Here is a 17,018-nt window from a genome sequence, read left to right on the forward strand (position 1 = left end):
AACTTTATGAACACGAAAGTAATCAGTCTGGTTTCAATCGGCGCCCACCCGACCTCCGGGCGGCCACGCCGCGCTGATCAGGACGCGCGCGCCGTGGAACTGGGTTTGCAACTGGCTGGGGATAACCTGCAAGTGCTGCATGCCGGTGACGTTGCAGAACCGGCGTTGCGCGCCTATCTGGGCATGGGGCTTGAGCAGATGCATGTGCTGGAGCAACCGGCAGGCGCCGATGCGCTGCCGGCGCTGACCGCGTATCTGCGCGATGCCGGTGCGCAAGTTGTCCTGACCGGCAGCCAGGCGGAAACCGGTGAAGGTTCGGGGATGTTGCCGTTTTTGCTCGCCGAAGGACTGGGCTGGCCGTTGGTGGTCGGGCTGGCTCAGGTCGAGTCGATCAATGATGGTTCGGCGCTGGTGCTGCAAGCCTTGCCGCGCGGACAGCGGCGCCGGTTGAAGGTGAAACTGCCGTTTCTGGCGACTGTGGATAACGCTGCGCCGAAGCCTCGGCAGAGTGCGTATGGTCCCGCGCGACGTGGGGTCTTGCAGGCTGAAGACGTCGAAGTGGTGGACGATGAGTTGCTCGCGGTTGCCACTTTGCAAGCGGCCAAGCCACGGCCGAAACGCTTGAAGGTGATCAAGGCCAAAAGCGGGGCGGACCGGATGAAGGCCGCGACGGCCAAGGCCAGTGGTGGCGGGGGGCAGGTGCTCAAGGGCGTTACCGCACAGGCCGGGGCTGAAGCGATTCTCAAGTTGCTGATTGAAGAAGGCGTCGTCCGCTGAAAAGGCCCTCACCCTAGCCCTCTCCCTCCGGGAGAGGGCTGGGCGGGCGGCGTTCCGATGAGGGCAAGCACTTTTACCCACAATCCCTGTTGGCGGATCTGTGGATAACGTGTTCGCCCCTCTCTACACCCCACGCCATTCAAGCCCTACAGCCCTCCGATCAAAAAACAACCAGCCTAAGTCACGGATTTTCAGGGCTTTTTCGCCAGGATAACTTGGAAAGTTGCCCCCAATCTCTGTTGGCGCTTCTGTGGATAAGATGTTCGCTATCCGCTGAAGCCCATACAAACCGTGGCTTTCGAAGGGGTGATCAAAAAACAGTCAATTCGTAAGTTTCCGGACTTAATTCCCGCGCAAAACCCCGATTTCACACAGCCTCCAACGCTTTTCCACAGACAAGGCAAAGTTACCCCCGAACTCTGTTGGCGCTTCTGTGGATAACGTGTTCGCCATCCTCTACAGGCCATGCAGGACGTGGCCTCCATGAATATGATCAAAAATTAACCAGTGCGTCTTGCAAACCGTGCTTCTGGATAAGTCACGATTTTTCTTCACAAATCAGTCAGTTATTTTTTCGTTCATCCACAGTTACCCCCATTTGCTGTGGGTGGGTGTGTGGATAACTTGTTTGCGGAAGGCTGGGGGGCTTGGTGGGTATAGGGTGTGGGGTGGTTGGTCAAAAATTGTGCAATCTGGTTTCAGAGATGTAATGACTTTCATGACGCCTTCGCGAGCAGGCTCGCTCCCACATTTGGAATGCATTCCACCTGTGGGAGCGAGCCTGCTCGCGAAGCTTTTGCTTTTAGCCCTGAACCGGGACGCCTTTGAGGTATGGCGCAGGCTCGGCGCCGAGGTTGTTCAGCAGGCGCTCGCTGTACCAGTCGACGAAGTTGACCACGCCAAACTCATAGGTCTTCGAATACGGCCCAGGCTGATAAGCCGTCGAATTGATCCCGCGCTGGTTCTCTTCCGCCAGACGCCGGTCCTGATCGTTGGTCGCATCCCACACCTGACGCATACGCTCGACGTCGTAATCAACACCTTCAACCGCATCCTTGTGCACGATCCACTTGGTGGTGACCATGGTTTCCTGCGCGCTGATCGGCCACACGGTGAAGACGATGATGTGGTCGCCCATGCAGTGGTTCCACGAGTGCGGCAGGTGCAGGATGCGCATCGAACCCAGATCCGGGTTCTTGATCCGGCCCATCAGTTTCGCGCAGCCCTGTTTGCCGTCGAGGGTCATCGACACGGTGCCCTTGAGCAGCGGCATGCGCACTATGCGGTTGCGCAGGCCGAAGCTGGCGTGGGCGTAAGGGATCTTCTCGGCTTCCCAGGCCGCGGCGGAGGCAGCGACGTGATCCTTGAACGCCTGATCGGCGCGCGGGTCGGTGACGTCGTCCCATTCCAGCAGGGTTTTCAGCAGTTCCGGGTGCGACGCGTTGCAGTGGTAGCACTCGCGGTTGTTTTCCAGCACCAGTTTCCAGTTGGCCTTTTCGAACAAGGTGGTTTGAATCGCCACCTTGGTGTTCTCCATGTCGTACGGTTCCATGTAATGGTTCAGCGTCGACAGGAAGTCATCGATGGCCGGCGGGTTCTCGGCCAGGCTGATGAAGATGTAACCGCCGGCCGTCTTCACGTTCACCGGTTTGAGGCCGTACTGCTTCATGTCGAAGTCGGCGCCCATTTCGGTGCCGGCGAACAGCAGACGCCCGTCCAGCTCATAGGTCCACTGGTGGTAGTGGCAGACCAATTTGGCGACCTTGCCTTTTTCACTGGTGCACAGACGCGAGCCACGGTGGCGGCAGACGTTGTGGAAGGCATGCACCACGCCTTCGGCGCCACGGATGACGATGATCGGATTCTTGCCGATCTGCAGGGTCAGGTAGTTGCCCTTGGCCGGGATCTCGCAGGTCATGCCGGCGATCAACCACTCTTTCTGGAAGATCTCCTGCATGTCGATATCGAACAGCCGTTCATCGCTGTAGAACGGTTGCGGCAGCGAAAAGGTGCGCTCGCGCTCTTGCAGCATTTGTGCGGTGGCCTTGCGTGCGGGTTCCAGCGGATCGCCCAGGCTGATTTTTGCGGTGACGTCCATCGATGTGATCCTCATGGCCATCTGCGTGGCCGGCGAAAGTGGCTTATCAGGTCTGCTGTTAGAAGGTGCTACGCAAGGTGTAAAGAATCTGTTTTGGTGTTGGGGCGAGTGTGGGGCCGGCGCGGGGCGGAACCTTATCCATGGGCGACATGGTGCAATCTGTTCCCGACGCGCAACCCCCGGTGGTTGGGGGCTGGTCGCGATAAGTATGCCGATGTCGCGGATAGGTAAACGGGCGGTTCGCGCTATACGCAGAATCGCCGACATGAGGCCGACAGTCGGCCGTGGAGAACAGCATGTCCAACAGCTTCCTGAATCCGGTCACCACCCAGACCTGGGCCAATGGCCGACACATCGTCCGTTGCGTCAAAGTCATCCAGGAAACCTGGGACGTGCGCACCTTCTGCTTCATGGCTGACCAGCCGATCCTGTTCTTCTTCAAGCCCGGGCAGTTCGTGACCCTGGAGCTGGAAATCGAAGGCCAGCCGATCATGCGTTCGTACACCATCTCCAGCTCGCCGTCGGTGCCGTACAGCTTTTCGGTGACGATCAAGCGCGTGCCGGGCGGCAGGGTTTCCAACTGGCTGCACGACACACTTCATGAGGGGCAGGAGCTGGCGGTGCACGGGCCGGTCGGGCTGTTCAATGCCATCGACTTCCCGAGCCCGAAAGTGCTGTATCTCAGTGGCGGCGTCGGTATCACGCCGTGCATGTCGATGGCGCGCTGGTTCTACGACACCAACGCCAACGTCGACATGACCTTTATCCACAGCGCGCGCTCACCGAAAGACATCATTTACCACCGCGAGCTGGAGCACATGGCGTCGCGGATCGACAACTTCAGCCTGCACCTGATTTGTGAGAAGCATGGCTTGGGTGAACCGTGGGCCGGTTATCGCGGTTACCTGAACCACAAGATGTTGGAATTGATGGTGCCGGACTTCCTTGAGCGCGAAGTGTTCTGCTGCGGGCCGACGCCTTACATGAATGCGGTTAAGCGGTTGCTGGAAGTGGCCGGTTACGACATGTCGCGTTATCACGAGGAATCCTTCGGCGCCACGCCACCGGAAGCCCGTGCTGATGCGGTGGAGCAAGCCGAGCAGGCTGCGGATGCACCGGAAATCGATGCGGCGGATCTGCATCAGGTCGAATTCACCTCGTCCGGCAAGAGCATTCGTGTGGCACCGGGCGAGACGGTGCATGCGGCGGCGGCCAAGCTGGGCTTGATGATTCCGAAGGCGTGCGGGATGGGGATTTGCGGGACGTGCAAGGTGCTCAAGCTGGGCGGCGAGGTGGAGATGGAGCACAACGGCGGGATTACCGAGGACGATGAGGCTGAAGGGTTTATCTTGTCGTGCTGCAGTGTGCCTAAAGGCGACGTCCGAATCGATTTCTGACTGGGCGATTTTATGCGTTCGGCTTACCCCTCACCCCAGCCCTCTCCCAGTGGGAGAGGGAGCCGACCGAGGTGTCTGGCGTCCTGCATCGACCTGAACGACCTTATCGATTATGGATTCGGTAGAGCAGTTGCACGTCGGCGTAATTCTCAAATATCCCCCAATCAGTCCCCTCTCCCTCTGGGAGAGGGCTAGGGTGAGGGGCTTTTCAGTCGATAAACAAATCCGTCATCAACGCCGCATTACTCTCCGGTTCAAACCGGTAATGCTCGAACTCGCTTACACCGCTCTCCTGCAAAATCTCCTCATCAATCAACAACCGCCCGGTAATCTGCCGTCCACTACTTTCCAGAATCACATGCGCCGCATCCGCCATGATCGAAGGCAGGCGCGCCTGTTTGAACGACTCCCGATTCCCCAACTGAAACTCGATCGCCGCTGTAGCAATCATCGTCTGCGGCCATAGCGAATTGACGCTGATGCCGTAACCGGCAAACTCCTCACTCATCCCCAGCGTCAGCATGCTCATGCCGTACTTGGTCACGGTGTAAGGGCTGAACTGTGCAAACCACTTGCTCGCCAGATTCAGCGGTGGCGACAGGTTGAGAATGTGCCCGGCGGACTTCTTCAGATAGGGCAGGGCGGCCTGGCTGCACAGCAACACCGCCCGGGTGTTGATCTGGTGCATCAGGTCGAACCGCTTGAGTTCGATGTGTTGCACACCGGTGAGCTTGATCGCCCCGGCGTTGTTCACCAGTGCATCGATGCCGCCGAAGTGCTCATTGGCCTGCGCAAGCGCTTTGCGCACAGCCTCTTCATCACGCACATCCACTTGCAGGGCCAGAGCCTTGCCGCCCGCCGCCTCGACTTCCGCCGCGACGCTGTGAATGGTCCCGGGCAACTTGGCGTGAGGTTCGGCGCTCTTCGCCGCAATCACGATATTGGCCCCGTCTCTGGCGGCCCGCAGCGCAATCTCACGACCAATGCCACGGCTGGCGCCGGTGATGAACAGGGTTTTGCCTTGTAACGACATGCCGATGCTCCTGCTTATTGTTATCTGAGCGGAGGGCTCGACAGACAATGTAGACCAAGCAGAAGCACAACCTGTGTAGGAGCTGCCGAAGACTGCGATCTTTTGATTTTGTTTTTTAAGATCAAAAGATCGCAGCCTTCGGCAGCGCCTACAGGGGGAGGGTGTAGCGTCAGGTCAGGCGGACATGACTTCGCGGATGTCGCGGGCCAGTTCGCGGACGCGTTCTTCTTCGGTGTCCCACGAGCACATGAAGCGTGCGCCGCCCTTGCCGATGAAGGTGTAGAAGCGCCAGTTCTTCGCGGTCAGGGCGGCGATGGCCGGTTCCGAGAGTTGCAGGAACACGCCGTTGGCCTGCACCGGGAACATCAGTTCGACGCCGGGAATGTCGCTGACCAGTTCTGCCAGCAGTTGCGCGCAGTGGTTGGCGTGGCGGGCGTATTTGAGCCAGGCGTCGTTTTCGAGGATGCCGACCCACGGTGCCGAGAGGAAGCGCATTTTCGACGCCAACTGACCGGCCTGCTTGCAGCGATAGTCGAAGTCTTCCGCCAGTTTGTGGTTGAAGAACAGGATCGCCTCACCCACGGCCATGCCGTTCTTGGTGCCGCCGAAGCACAGCACGTCGACGCCGGCCTTCCAGGTCAGATCCGCTGGCGAGCAACCGAGGAATGCGCAGGCGTTGGAGAAGCGCGCGCCGTCCATGTGCAGGTGCAGGCCCAGCTCTTTGCAGGTGGCGCTGATGGCGCGGACTTCTTCCGGGGTGTAGACGCTGCCGACTTCGGTGGCCTGGGTCAGGGTGACCACGCGCGGTTTCGGGTAGTGAATGTCCTGACGCTTGAGCGCGACTTCGCGGATCGATTGCGGGGTGATCTTGCCGTTTTCAGTGCCGGCGATCAGCAGTTTCGAGCCGTTGGAGAAGAATTCCGGGGCGCCGCATTCGTCGGTTTCGACGTGGGCGGTTTCCGAGCAGATCACGCTGTGGTAACTCTGGCACAGCGACGACAGGGCCAGCGAGTTGGCGGCGGTGCCGTTGAAGGCGAAGAACACTTCGCAGTCGGTTTCGAACAGTTTGCGGAAATGATCGGCCGCGCGCGCGGTCCATTCATCGTCGCCATACGCGCGCTGGTGGCCGTGGTTGGCCTGCTCCATCGCGGCCCAGGCTTCAGGGCAGATTCCGGAATAGTTGTCGCTGGCGAATTGTTGGCTCTTGTCGGTCATGGCCGGCTTCCGTGGTCGAGACTCTTGTGAAGGCTCGTGGTCAATGATGGTGCGCACTTTACCGAAGATCTTCCGGGGAGCACACGGGATGTCGCTGTCAGAACAGTACATGGACGCAGGCCGATTATGCACCTGAGAAAACGTGACGGCGCGCTGGATCTGCTCAAGTGGCTGGCGCTGTTGAGCATGTTGTTCGATCACCTGCGATATGTCGGGTTCTCCGCCGATTGGCTGTATGTGCCGGGGCGGTTGGCGTTTCCGTGGTTTTGTCTGGCGATGGCGGCGAACCTGGCGCGCGATGGTTCGCGGAGGATGGAATGGCGCTATCTGGGCTGGTTGTTGCTGTTCAGTGCGGTGAGCGAAATACCGTATCGGTTGTACATTCCAGAGCCGGATACGTTGAATGTGATGCCAACGCTGGCGCTGGGGTTGCTGGTGGCGCGGGGGTGGCAGGATCCATCGATCATGTCGCGATTGCTGGGCGTTGCTGCGCTGGTGCTGGCGATAGTTTTCCCGGAACGACTGATGTTCGGCTTCTTCGGGGTTCTGCTCCCGTTGGCGATGCTGTTGATGTTTCGCCGCCCTTGGTACTTCAGCTTGCTGCCGGGTTTGATATGCCTCGCAGCGAATCAGTGGCAAGTGCTTTACGACTCGGCAAGGTTCGGTAGCAGCGTCGCCATTCTCGGTATTGCGACGTGCCTATTTGCGCCAATGCTCGGAATGTTCCTGTTGCGACATGCGCGACATCTCCAGCCGCCACCAATGCGGCGCTGGGCCTACGCCCTGTATCCCGCGCATTTTCTCCTGCTGCTCACGGTTCGCCAGTTGATCGCATAATCCCCTGTAGGAGTGAGCCTGCTCGCGATGGCGGCGTATCAGCCAACATTTGCTCAGCTGACCCACCGCCATCGCGAGCAGGCTCACTCCTACAGGGATCTGCGCAGATTCAACAAGGCATTTCAGGCCATGTCGTAAACGCACCTTTGCGTGGCGCGCGCAGGCATTTGAGCTGTCTGCGCCGGTCATACCATCGGCATCAAAGGGCACTGCCGTGATTGCCAGTGCCTTACCGAGACGAATGGCGCACAGATGCCGCTGGGAGAGACGCGATGTTCAGCAAGCAAGACCAGATCCAGGGTTACGACGATGCACTGCTGGCGGCGATGAATGCCGAGGAGCAACGTCAGGAAGATCACATCGAGCTGATCGCGTCAGAAAACTACACCAGCAAACGCGTGATGCAAGCGCAAGGCAGTGGCCTGACCAACAAATACGCCGAAGGCTATCCGGGCAAGCGCTACTACGGTGGCTGCGAGCACGTCGATAAAGTCGAAGCGCTGGCCATCGAGCGGGCCAAGCAACTGTTCGGCGCCGATTACGCCAACGTCCAGCCACACTCCGGTTCATCGGCCAACAGTGCTGTTTACCTGGCGCTGATCCAGCCGGGCGACACCATCCTCGGCATGAGCCTGGCCCACGGTGGTCACTTGACCCACGGCGCCAAAGTGTCGTCTTCGGGCAAGCTCTATAACGCTGTGCAGTACGGCATCAACACCGACACCGGGCTGATCGATTACGACGAAGTCGAGCGTCTCGCCGTCGAATCCAAGCCGAAAATGATCGTCGCCGGTTTCTCCGCTTACTCGAAGACTCTGGACTTCCCGCGCTTCCGTCAGATCGCTGACAAGGTCGGCGCGCTGCTGTTTGTCGACATGGCCCACGTTGCCGGTCTGGTTGCCGCCGGTCTGTACCCGAACCCGCTGCCGTACGCCGACGTGGTCACCACCACTACGCACAAAACCCTGCGCGGTCCACGTGGCGGGCTGATCCTGGCCAAGTCCAACGAAGAGATCGAGAAGAAGCTCAACGCGGCGGTATTCCCCGGCGCTCAGGGCGGCCCGCTGATGCACGTCATCGCCGGTAAAGCCGTGTGCTTCAAAGAAGCACTGGAGCCGGGCTTCAAGGCGTATCAGCAACAAGTGATCGACAACGCTCAGGCGATGGCCAGCGTGTTTATCAAACGTGGCTACGATGTAGTGTCCGGCGGCACCGACAACCACTTGTTCCTGGTCAGCCTGATCCGTCAGGGCCTGACCGGCAAAGATGCCGACGCCGCCCTTGGCCGCGCCCACATCACCGTCAACAAGAACGCCGTGCCGAACGACCCGCAATCGCCGTTCGTGACCTCGGGCCTGCGCATCGGCACCCCGGCGGTCACTACTCGCGGTTTCAAGGTGACCCAGTGTGAAGTGTTGGCTGGCTGGATCTGCGACATCCTCGACAACCTCGGCGATGCCGATGTCGAGGCCAATGTTGCCCAGCAAGTGTCGGCCCTGTGCGCAGACTTCCCGGTTTATCGCTGAGTGTTCTGGAGTAACTGACTATGCAACGCTATTCGGGCTTCGGCCTCTTCAAACACTCCCTCAGCCACCACGAAAACTGGCAGCGCATGTGGCGCACGCCAACGCCGAAAAAAGTCTACGACGTGGTCATCGTCGGCGGCGGCGGGCACGGTCTGGCGACCGCCTACTATCTGGCGAAAGAACACGGCATCACCAACGTCGCCGTGGTCGAGAAGGGCTGGCTGGGCGGCGGTAACACCGCGCGCAACACCACCATCGTGCGTTCCAACTACCTGTGGGACGAGTCGGCGCACCTCTACGAACACGCGATGAAATTGTGGGAAGGCCTGTCCCAAGACCTCAACTACAACGTGATGTTCTCCCAGCGTGGCGTTTACAACCTGTGCCACACCCTGCAGGACATCCGTGATTCCGAGCGTCGGGTCAGCGCCAACCGCCTCAATGGCGTTGATGGCGAACTGCTCAACGCCAAGCAAGTCGCTGACGAGATTCCGTACCTCGACTGCTCGAAAAACACTCGCTACCCGGTGATGGGCGCCACCGTTCAGCGTCGCGGCGGCGTCGCCCGTCACGATGCCGTGGCTTGGGGCTTTGCCCGTGCCGCCGACGCCTTGGGCGTGGACTTGATCCAGCAGACCGAAGTGATCGGTTTCCGCAAGGAAAACGGCGTGTGCATCGGTGTTGAAACCAACAAGGGTTTCATCGGCGCCAAGCGCGTCGGCGTGGTCACCGCCGGTAACTCCGGGCACATGGCCAAACTGGCCGGTTTCCGTCTGCCGATCGAATCCCACCCGCTGCAAGCGCTGGTGTCCGAGCCGATCAAACCGATTATCGACAGCGTGATCATGTCCAACGCCGTACACGGTTACATCAGCCAGTCCGACAAGGGCGACCTGGTGATCGGTGCCGGCATCGACGGCTACAACGGCTACGGCCAGCGCGGTTCGTACCCGGTGATCGAGCACACCATTCAGGCCATCGTCGAGATGTTCCCGGTACTGTCGCGCGTACGCATGAACCGTCAGTGGGGCGGCATCGTCGACACCACCCCGGACGCTTGCCCGATCATTTCGAAAACCCCGGTACCGAACATGTTCTTCAACTGCGGTTGGGGCACCGGTGGTTTCAAAGCGACACCTGGCTCGGGCAACGTGTTTGCCGCGAGTCTGGCCAAGGGTGAAATGCACCCGTTGGCCGCACCGTTTTCCATCGACCGTTTCCACAACGGCGCACTCATCGACGAACACGGCGCTGCTGCCGTCGCCCACTAACAGGAGAAATCCCCATGTTGCATATCTTCTGTCCTCACTGCGGCGAACTGCGCTCCGAAGAGGAATTCCACGCATCCGGTCAGGCGCACATTCCGCGCCCGCTCGACCCTGGCGCCTGCACCGACGAGGAGTGGGGCGACTACATGTTCTTCCGCGACAACCCGCGCGGTCTGCACCACGAACTGTGGGATCACGTCGCCGGTTGCCGCCAGTATTTCAACGTCACCCGCGACACCGTGACCTACGAGATTCTCGAAACCTACAAGATCGGCACCAAGCCGCAATTCACCGACAAGGCTGATTCGGCGAAAACAGCCACGACGGCGCTGGGAGAGAAGGTATGAGCCAGACCAATCGCCTGTCCAACGGTGGACGGATCGACCGCAATAAAGTGCTGAGCTTCACCTTCAACGGTCAGAGCTACAAAGGCTTCGAGGGTGACTCGCTGGCCGCCGCGCTGATCGCCAACGGCGTCGACATCATCGGGCGCAGCTTCAAGTACTCGCGTCCTCGCGGGATCTTCGCTGCCGGTGCCGAAGAGCCGAACGCGGTGCTGCAGATCGGCGCTACCGAAGCCACGCAGATTCCCAACGTGCGCGCCACGCAACAGGCGTTGTATCAAGGGCTGGTTGCGACCAGCACCAACGGCTGGCCGAGCGTCAACAACGACATGATGGGCATTCTCGGCAAGGTCGGCGGCAAGCTGATGCCGCCGGGTTTCTACTACAAAACCTTCATGTACCCGCAATCGTTCTGGATGACTTACGAGAAGTACATCCGTAAGGCAGCAGGTCTTGGCCGCTCGCCGACCGAGAATGATCCGGACACCTACGACTACATGAACCAGCACTGCGACGTGCTGATTGTTGGCGGTGGCCCGGCCGGTCTTTCTGCTGCACTGGCCGCTGCGCGCAGCGGTGCCCGAGTGATTCTTGCCGACGAGCAGGAAGAGTTCGGCGGCAGCCTGCTCGATTCGCGCGAAAGCCTCGACGGCAAACCTGCGATGGAGTGGGTTGCCAGCGTCATCACCGAACTGAAAAACACCCCGGACGTGCTGATCCTGCCGCGCGCCACGGTCAACGGTTACCACGACCATAACTTCCTGACCATTCACGAACGCCTCACCGATCACCTCGGCGACCGTGCGCCAATCGGTCAGGTGCGTCAGCGCATCCACCGCGTTCGCGCCAAGCGTGTGGTGCTGGCGACCGGTGCTTGCGAGCGTCCGCTGGTTTACGGCAACAACGACGTGCCGGGCAACATGCTCGCTGGTGCGGTGTCGACTTACGTGCGCCGTTACGGCGTAGCGCCGGGCAAGAAACTCGTGCTGTCGACCAACAACGACCACGCTTATCGCGTTGCTCTGGATTGGCTCGATGCCAGTCTGCAAGTGGTCGCCATCGCCGATGCGCGCAGCAATCCGCGTGGTGCGTTGGTAGAAGAGGCCCGCGCCAAAGGCATCCGCATCCTCACCGGTAGCGCCGTGATCGAGACCCGAGGCAGCAAGCGTGTCACCGCTGCCCGCGTCGCCGCGATTGATGTCAAAGCGCACGCCGTGACCAGTCCGGGCGAATGGCTGGACTGCGACGTGGTAGCCAGCTCCGGCGGCTATAGCCCGGTGGTTCACCTGGCCTCGCACTTGGGCGGCAAGCCGACCTGGCGCGAAGACATCCTCGGTTTCGTGCCGGGCGAAGCACCGCAGAAACGCGTGTGTGTCGGTGGCATCAACGGTGTTTATGGTCTCGGCGATTCGCTGGCCGATGGTTTTGAAGGTGGCGTGCGCGCCGCTGCCGAAGCCGGTTTCCAGACCGTCGAAGGCGTGTTGCCAAAAGCCTTGAGCCGTCACGAAGAACCGACGTTGGCGCTGTTCCAGGTGCCGCATGAAAAGAACACCGCACGGGCGCCGAAGCAATTCGTCGACCTGCAAAACGACGTGACCGCCGCCGCCATCGAACTGGCGACCCGTGAGGGTTTCGAATCGGTCGAACACGTCAAACGCTACACCGCGCTGGGCTTCGGCACCGATCAGGGCAAGCTCGGCAACGTCAATGGTCTGGCCATTGCCGCCCGTTCGCTGAACGTGACCATCCCGCAGATGGGCACCACCATGTTCCGTCCGAACTACACGCCGGTGACTTTCGGTGCTGTGGCTGGCCGTCACTGTGGGCACATCTTCGAGCCGGTTCGCCACACCGCGCTGCATGCCTGGCATGTGAAGAATGGCGCCGAGTTTGAAGACGTCGGTCAGTGGAAGCGCCCATGGTACTTCCCGAAAAACGGTGAAGACCTGCATGCCGCCGTCAAGCGTGAATGCAAAGCCGTGCGTGACAGCGTCGGCCTGCTCGATGCCTCGACCCTCGGCAAGATCGACATCCAGGGCCCGGATGCCCGCGAGTTCCTCAACCGTGTGTACACCAATGCCTGGACCAAGCTCGATGTGGGCAAGGCTCGCTACGGTTTGATGTGCAAAGAAGACGGCATGGTCTTCGACGACGGTGTCACGGCGTGTCTGGCCGACAACCATTTCGTCATGACCACCACCACCGGCGGCGCGGCTCGCGTGCTGCAGTGGCTGGAGCTGTACCACCAGACCGAATGGCCGGACATGAAGGTCTACTTCACTTCCGTCACCGATCACTGGGCGACCATGACCCTGTCCGGGCCGAACAGCCGCAAGCTGCTCAGCGCCGTGACCGACATTGATCTGAGCAACGAAGCGTTCCCGTTCATGACTTGGAAAGAAGGTCTGGTCGGCGGCGTGCCGGCGCGGGTGTTCCGCATCTCGTTCACCGGTGAGCTGTCGTACGAAGTCAACGTGCAGGCCGACTATGCGATGGGCGTGCTGGAGAAAATCGTCGAGGCCGGCAAGCAGTACAACCTGACCCCGTACGGCACCGAGACCATGCACGTCCTGCGTGCCGAGAAGGGCTTCATCATCGTTGGCCAGGACACTGACGGCTCGATGACCCCGGACGACTTGAACATGGGCTGGTGCGTGGGTCGCACCAAACCGTTCTCGTGGATCGGCCAGCGTGGGATGAACCGTGAAGACTGCGTGAAGGATCAGCGTAAGCAATTGGTCGGTCTGAAGCCGATCGATCCGAACGTGTGGCTGCCGGAAGGTGCGCAGTTGGTGTTCAACACCAAGCAGGCGATTCCGATGACCATGGTCGGCCACGTGACCTCCAGCTACGCGCACAACTCCCTCGGTTATTCGTTTGCCATGGGTGTGGTCAAGGGCGGTCTGAAGCGCCTCGGTGAGCGGGTGTTTGCACCGCTGGCGGATGGCAGCGTGATCGAGGCGGAGATTGTTTCTTCGGTGTTCTTCGATCCGAAGGGTGATCGCCAGAATATTTGATGGTTCGGCGCCTGGGGAGTGCAGTTGCGCTGCGGTGACTTCATCGCGAGCAGGCTCACTCCTACAGGTGATCGCGTACCCCTTGTAGGAGTGAGCCTGCTCGCGATAGCGGTAGATCTGCCTACACAGGGCTCAAGTCAGAATTCAGCAAAGGTGCTTTATGACCACAGCCAATGTTTACCAACAACGCCCGACCACCGGCGCCAAGGCCGAGTCGTCGCTGCACCATGCCGACCTCGCCAGCCTGGTCGGCAAGGGCCGCAAGAACGCCGGCGTGATCGTGCGTGAAAAGAAACTCCTCGGCCATTTGACCATCCGTGGCGATGGCCACGATGCCGCGTTCGCCGCCGGTGTGCACAAAGCCCTGGGCATTGAATTGCCCGGCGCTCTGAGCGTCATCGTCAAAGGCGAAACCAGCCTGCAATGGATGGGCCCGGATGAGTGGCTGCTGATTGTGCCAAGCGGTGAAGAGTACGCCGCCGAACAGAAACTGCGTGAAGCGCTCGGCGATCTGCACATCGCGATCGTCAACGTCAGCGGCGGCCAGCAAGTGCTCGAACTGAGCGGGCCGAATGTACGTCAGGTGCTGATGAAGTCGACCAGCTATGACGTGCACCCGAACAACTTCCCGGTCGGGAAAGCGGTCGGCACGGTGTTCGCCAAGTCGCAGCTGATGATTCGACATACCGCTGAAGACACCTGGGAATTGCTGATTCGTCGCAGCTTTTCGGATTACTGGTGGTTGTGGTTGCAGGATGCATCGGCTGAGTACGGGTTGAGCGTTCAGGCCTGAAAGATCAAGAGCTACCCCCTCACCCCAGCCCTCTCCCCCAGGGGGGAGAGGGGGAAAGGGAGCAGATTTGTGGAGTTTTCGAGCCTGAGTTCGCCGCGATATTTCAGGTCGGCGTAGCTCGAAACAACACCTCGGTCAGTCCCCTCTCCCTCTGGGAGAGGGCTAGGGTGAGGGAAAACCTGACACCCCGCACAAAAGAACAGGAGTCACCGCACCATGAGCCGCGCCCCAGACACATGGATTCTGACCGCCGACTGCCCCAGCGTCCTCGGCACCGTGGACGCGGTGACGCGTTTCCTGTTCGAGCAGGGCTGCTACGTCACCGAGCACCATTCGTTCGATGACCGCCTCTCCGGGCGTTTCTTCATTCGCGTGGAATTTCGTCAGCCCGACGGCTTCGACGAACAGTCCTTCCGTGCCGGCCTCGCCGAACGCGGCCAGGCCTTCGGCATGATCTTCGAGCTGACCGCGCCGAACTACCGGCCAAAAGTGGTGATCATGGTCTCCAAGGCCGATCACTGCCTCAACGATTTGCTCTACCGCCAGCGCATTGGCCAGTTGTCGATGGACGTCGCGGCGGTGGTCTCCAATCACCCGGATCTGAAACCGCTGGCCGACTGGCACCAGATTCCCTACTACCATTTCCCCCTCGACCCCAACGACAAGCCGTCGCAGGAGCGTCAGGTGTGGCAAGTGATCGAAGAGTCCGGCGCCGAACTGGTGATTCTCGCCCGCTACATGCAGGTGTTGTCGCCGGAACTGTGCCGCAAGCTCGATGGCAAGGCGATCAACATTCACCACTCGTTGCTGCCCGGCTTCAAGGGCGCCAAGCCGTATCACCAGGCCTACAACAAGGGCGTGAAACTGGTTGGCGCGACGGCGCATTACATCAATAACGACCTCGATGAAGGGCCGATCATTGCCCAGGGCGTCGAGGTGGTGGATCACAGTCATTACCCTGAGGATCTGATTGCCAAGGGGCGGGATATTGAAGGCCTGACACTTGCGCGGGCGGTTGGGTATCACATTGAGCGAAGGGTTTTCCTCAACGCCAATCGCACGGTCGTTCTTTAGATAGCTATCGCGAGCAGGCTCACTCCTACAAGGGGTACGCATTCCAATGTAGGAGTGAGCCTGCTCGCGATAGGGCCATAACAAGCAACGCAAAACCAACAAGCAATACCCGAGCATTCAACGCGCTGCCTGCCTGGGCAACGCGGTTCCATAAAAACAACAGCGAGGTGAAAGCATGTCTGGCAATCGTGGTGTGGTGTATCTCGGCGCTGGCAAGGTCGAAGTACAGAAAATCGACTATCCGAAAATGCAGGACCCGCGCGGTCGCAAGATCGAGCACGGGGTCATTCTCAAAGTGGTTTCCACCAATATCTGCGGCTCCGACCAGCACATGGTGCGCGGCCGTACCACGGCGCAGACCGGTCTGGTGCTGGGCCACGAGATCACCGGCGAGGTGATCGAAAAAGGCTCCGACGTCGAAAACCTGAAAATCGGTGACCTGGTTTCCGTACCGTTCAACGTGGCTTGCGGGCGCTGCCGTTCCTGCAAAGAGCAACACACCGGCGTCTGCCTGACCGTCAACCCGGCCCGTGCCGGCGGCGCATACGGCTACGTCGACATGGGCGACTGGACCGGTGGCCAGGCTGAATACGTGCTGGTGCCATACGCCGACTTCAACCTGCTGAAACTGCCGGACCGCGACAAGGCCATGGAGAAAATCCGCGACCTGACCTGCCTCTCCGACATCCTCCCGACCGGTTACCACGGCGCAGTCACCGCAGGCGTTGGCCCGGGCAGCACCGTGTACATTGCCGGCGCTGGTCCGGTCGGTCTGGCCGCCGCTGCCTCTGCGCGTTTGCTCGGTGCGGCGGTGGTGATCGTCGGCGACGTCAACACCATCCGCTTGGCCCACGCCAAAGCCCAGGGTTTTGAAATCGTCGACCTGTCGAAAGACACGCCGCTGCACGAACAGATCGCCGCACTGCTGGGCGAACCGGAAGTGGATTGCGCGGTGGACTGCGTCGGCTTCGAAGCACGCGGCCACGGCCACGACGGCGTCAAAGCCGAAGCGCCGGCCACCGTGCTCAACTCACTGATGGGCGTGGTTCGCGTTGCTGGCAAAATCGGTATTCCAGGTCTGTACGTCACCGAAGATCCGGGCGCTGTGGATGCCGCGGCGAAAATGGGCAGCCTGAGCATTCGCTTCGGTCTGGGCTGGGCGAAATCCCACAGCTTCCACACCGGCCAGACCCCGGTGATGAAGTACAACCGTCAACTGATGCAGGCGATCATGTGGGATCGCATCAATATCGCCGAAGTGGTGGGCGTGCAGGTGATCAGTCTGGATCAGGCGCCGGAAGGTTACGGCGAGTTCGATGCGGGCGTGCCGAAGAAGTTTGTGATTGATCCGCATAAGTTGTTTAGTGCGGCGTAGGCTTAAGCGCAATACAAAGCGGCGACCTCAGGGTCGCCGTTTTTGTTGCAAGCCAAGGTCAAGAGCTACCCTCATCGGAACGCCGCCCGCCCAGCCCTCTCCCGGAGGGAGATGGGGCCAACCGAGGTGTCTTGCGTCGTACATCGACCTGAAAGATCGAGTCGACTATGGATTCAACGCAAGTCTTTCACGTCGGCGTATTACGTCAATATCCCACGGTCAGTCCCCTCTCCCTTTGGGAGAGGGCTAGGGTGAGGGGCTTTG

13 protein-coding genes are annotated in these 17,018 nt (G+C 60.3%); 10 read left to right on the forward strand and 3 right to left on the reverse strand.

The features are described from left to right. The first annotated feature begins 6 nt into the window (after positions 1-6). Positions 7-777, forward strand: a complete 771-nt coding sequence (gene etfB, locus ACOYXE_RS25050) for an electron transfer flavoprotein subunit beta (RefSeq protein ID WP_077574827.1) — start codon at positions 7-9, stop codon at positions 775-777. A gap of 802 nt (positions 778-1,579) precedes the next feature. On the opposite strand, the gene gbcA is transcribed toward etfB, so the two are convergent. Continuing rightward, entirely contained in the window at positions 1,580-2,875 is a 1,296-nt protein-coding gene (gbcA, locus tag ACOYXE_RS25055; protein ID WP_016986282.1) for a glycine-betaine demethylase subunit GbcA, read from the reverse strand. A 296-nt stretch (positions 2,876-3,171) separates the two neighbouring features. On the opposite strand from gbcA, the gene gbcB reads away from it, so the two are divergent. Then, on the forward strand, positions 3,172-4,272 hold the full coding sequence (gene gbcB / locus ACOYXE_RS25060) for a glycine-betaine demethylase subunit GbcB (protein ID WP_160059702.1): 1,101 nt from the start codon (positions 3,172-3,174) through the stop codon (positions 4,270-4,272). A gap of 208 nt (positions 4,273-4,480) precedes the next feature. Here gbcB and ACOYXE_RS25065 read toward each other — a convergent pair whose 3' ends face one another. Further along, on the reverse strand, positions 4,481-5,305 hold the full coding sequence (locus ACOYXE_RS25065) for an SDR family oxidoreductase (protein WP_160059701.1): 825 nt from the start codon (positions 5,303-5,305) through the stop codon (positions 4,481-4,483). Positions 5,306-5,479: 174 nt separating this feature from the next. After that, complete coding sequence (locus ACOYXE_RS25070; protein WP_016772826.1) at positions 5,480-6,520, reverse strand: threonine aldolase family protein; 1,041 nt, start codon at positions 6,518-6,520, stop codon at positions 5,480-5,482. 126 nt (positions 6,521-6,646) lie between these two features. Between ACOYXE_RS25070 and ACOYXE_RS25075 the strand changes: the two genes are divergently transcribed. The 8 genes from ACOYXE_RS25075 to fdhA all read left to right on the forward strand — a co-directional run bounded on the left by ACOYXE_RS25075 (position 6,647) and on the right by fdhA (position 16,754). Further along, a complete protein-coding gene (locus ACOYXE_RS25075; protein WP_460926796.1) occupies positions 6,647-7,357 on the forward strand; it encodes a TraX family protein in 711 nt (236 codons plus the stop codon). 272 nt (positions 7,358-7,629) lie between these two features. Next, positions 7,630-8,883 (forward strand): serine hydroxymethyltransferase, encoded by a 1,254-nt coding sequence (locus ACOYXE_RS25080; protein WP_007913117.1) that lies wholly within the window; start codon positions 7,630-7,632, stop codon positions 8,881-8,883. Positions 8,884-8,903: 20 nt separating this feature from the next. Then, positions 8,904-10,154 (forward strand): sarcosine oxidase subunit beta, encoded by a 1,251-nt coding sequence (locus ACOYXE_RS25085; protein ID WP_003206307.1) that lies wholly within the window; start codon positions 8,904-8,906, stop codon positions 10,152-10,154. Positions 10,155-10,168: 14 nt separating this feature from the next. Then, complete coding sequence (locus ACOYXE_RS25090; RefSeq protein ID WP_007913119.1) at positions 10,169-10,498, forward strand: sarcosine oxidase subunit delta; 330 nt, start codon at positions 10,169-10,171, stop codon at positions 10,496-10,498. Then, positions 10,495-13,512, forward strand: a complete 3,018-nt coding sequence (locus ACOYXE_RS25095) for a sarcosine oxidase subunit alpha (protein ID WP_160059698.1) — start codon at positions 10,495-10,497, stop codon at positions 13,510-13,512. Before ACOYXE_RS25090 ends, ACOYXE_RS25095 begins: the two co-directional genes overlap by 4 nt. 160 nt (positions 13,513-13,672) lie before the next feature. Next, positions 13,673-14,305 carry a sarcosine oxidase subunit gamma gene (locus ACOYXE_RS25100; RefSeq protein ID WP_160059697.1) on the forward strand — a complete coding sequence of 211 codons (633 nt, stop codon included), beginning with the start codon at positions 13,673-13,675 and terminating at the stop codon, positions 14,303-14,305. A gap of 216 nt (positions 14,306-14,521) precedes the next feature. Then, positions 14,522-15,379 (forward strand): formyltetrahydrofolate deformylase, encoded by an 858-nt coding sequence (gene purU / locus ACOYXE_RS25105; RefSeq protein WP_405122746.1) that lies wholly within the window; start codon positions 14,522-14,524, stop codon positions 15,377-15,379. A 175-nt stretch (positions 15,380-15,554) separates the two neighbouring features. Beyond that, positions 15,555-16,754, forward strand: coding sequence for a formaldehyde dehydrogenase, glutathione-independent (gene fdhA, locus ACOYXE_RS25110; protein WP_093429915.1), 1,200 nt, complete (start codon positions 15,555-15,557; stop codon positions 16,752-16,754). The last annotated feature ends 264 nt before the right edge of the window (positions 16,755-17,018 follow it).

This window comes from Pseudomonas sp. MC6 (genome assembly GCF_054790575.1).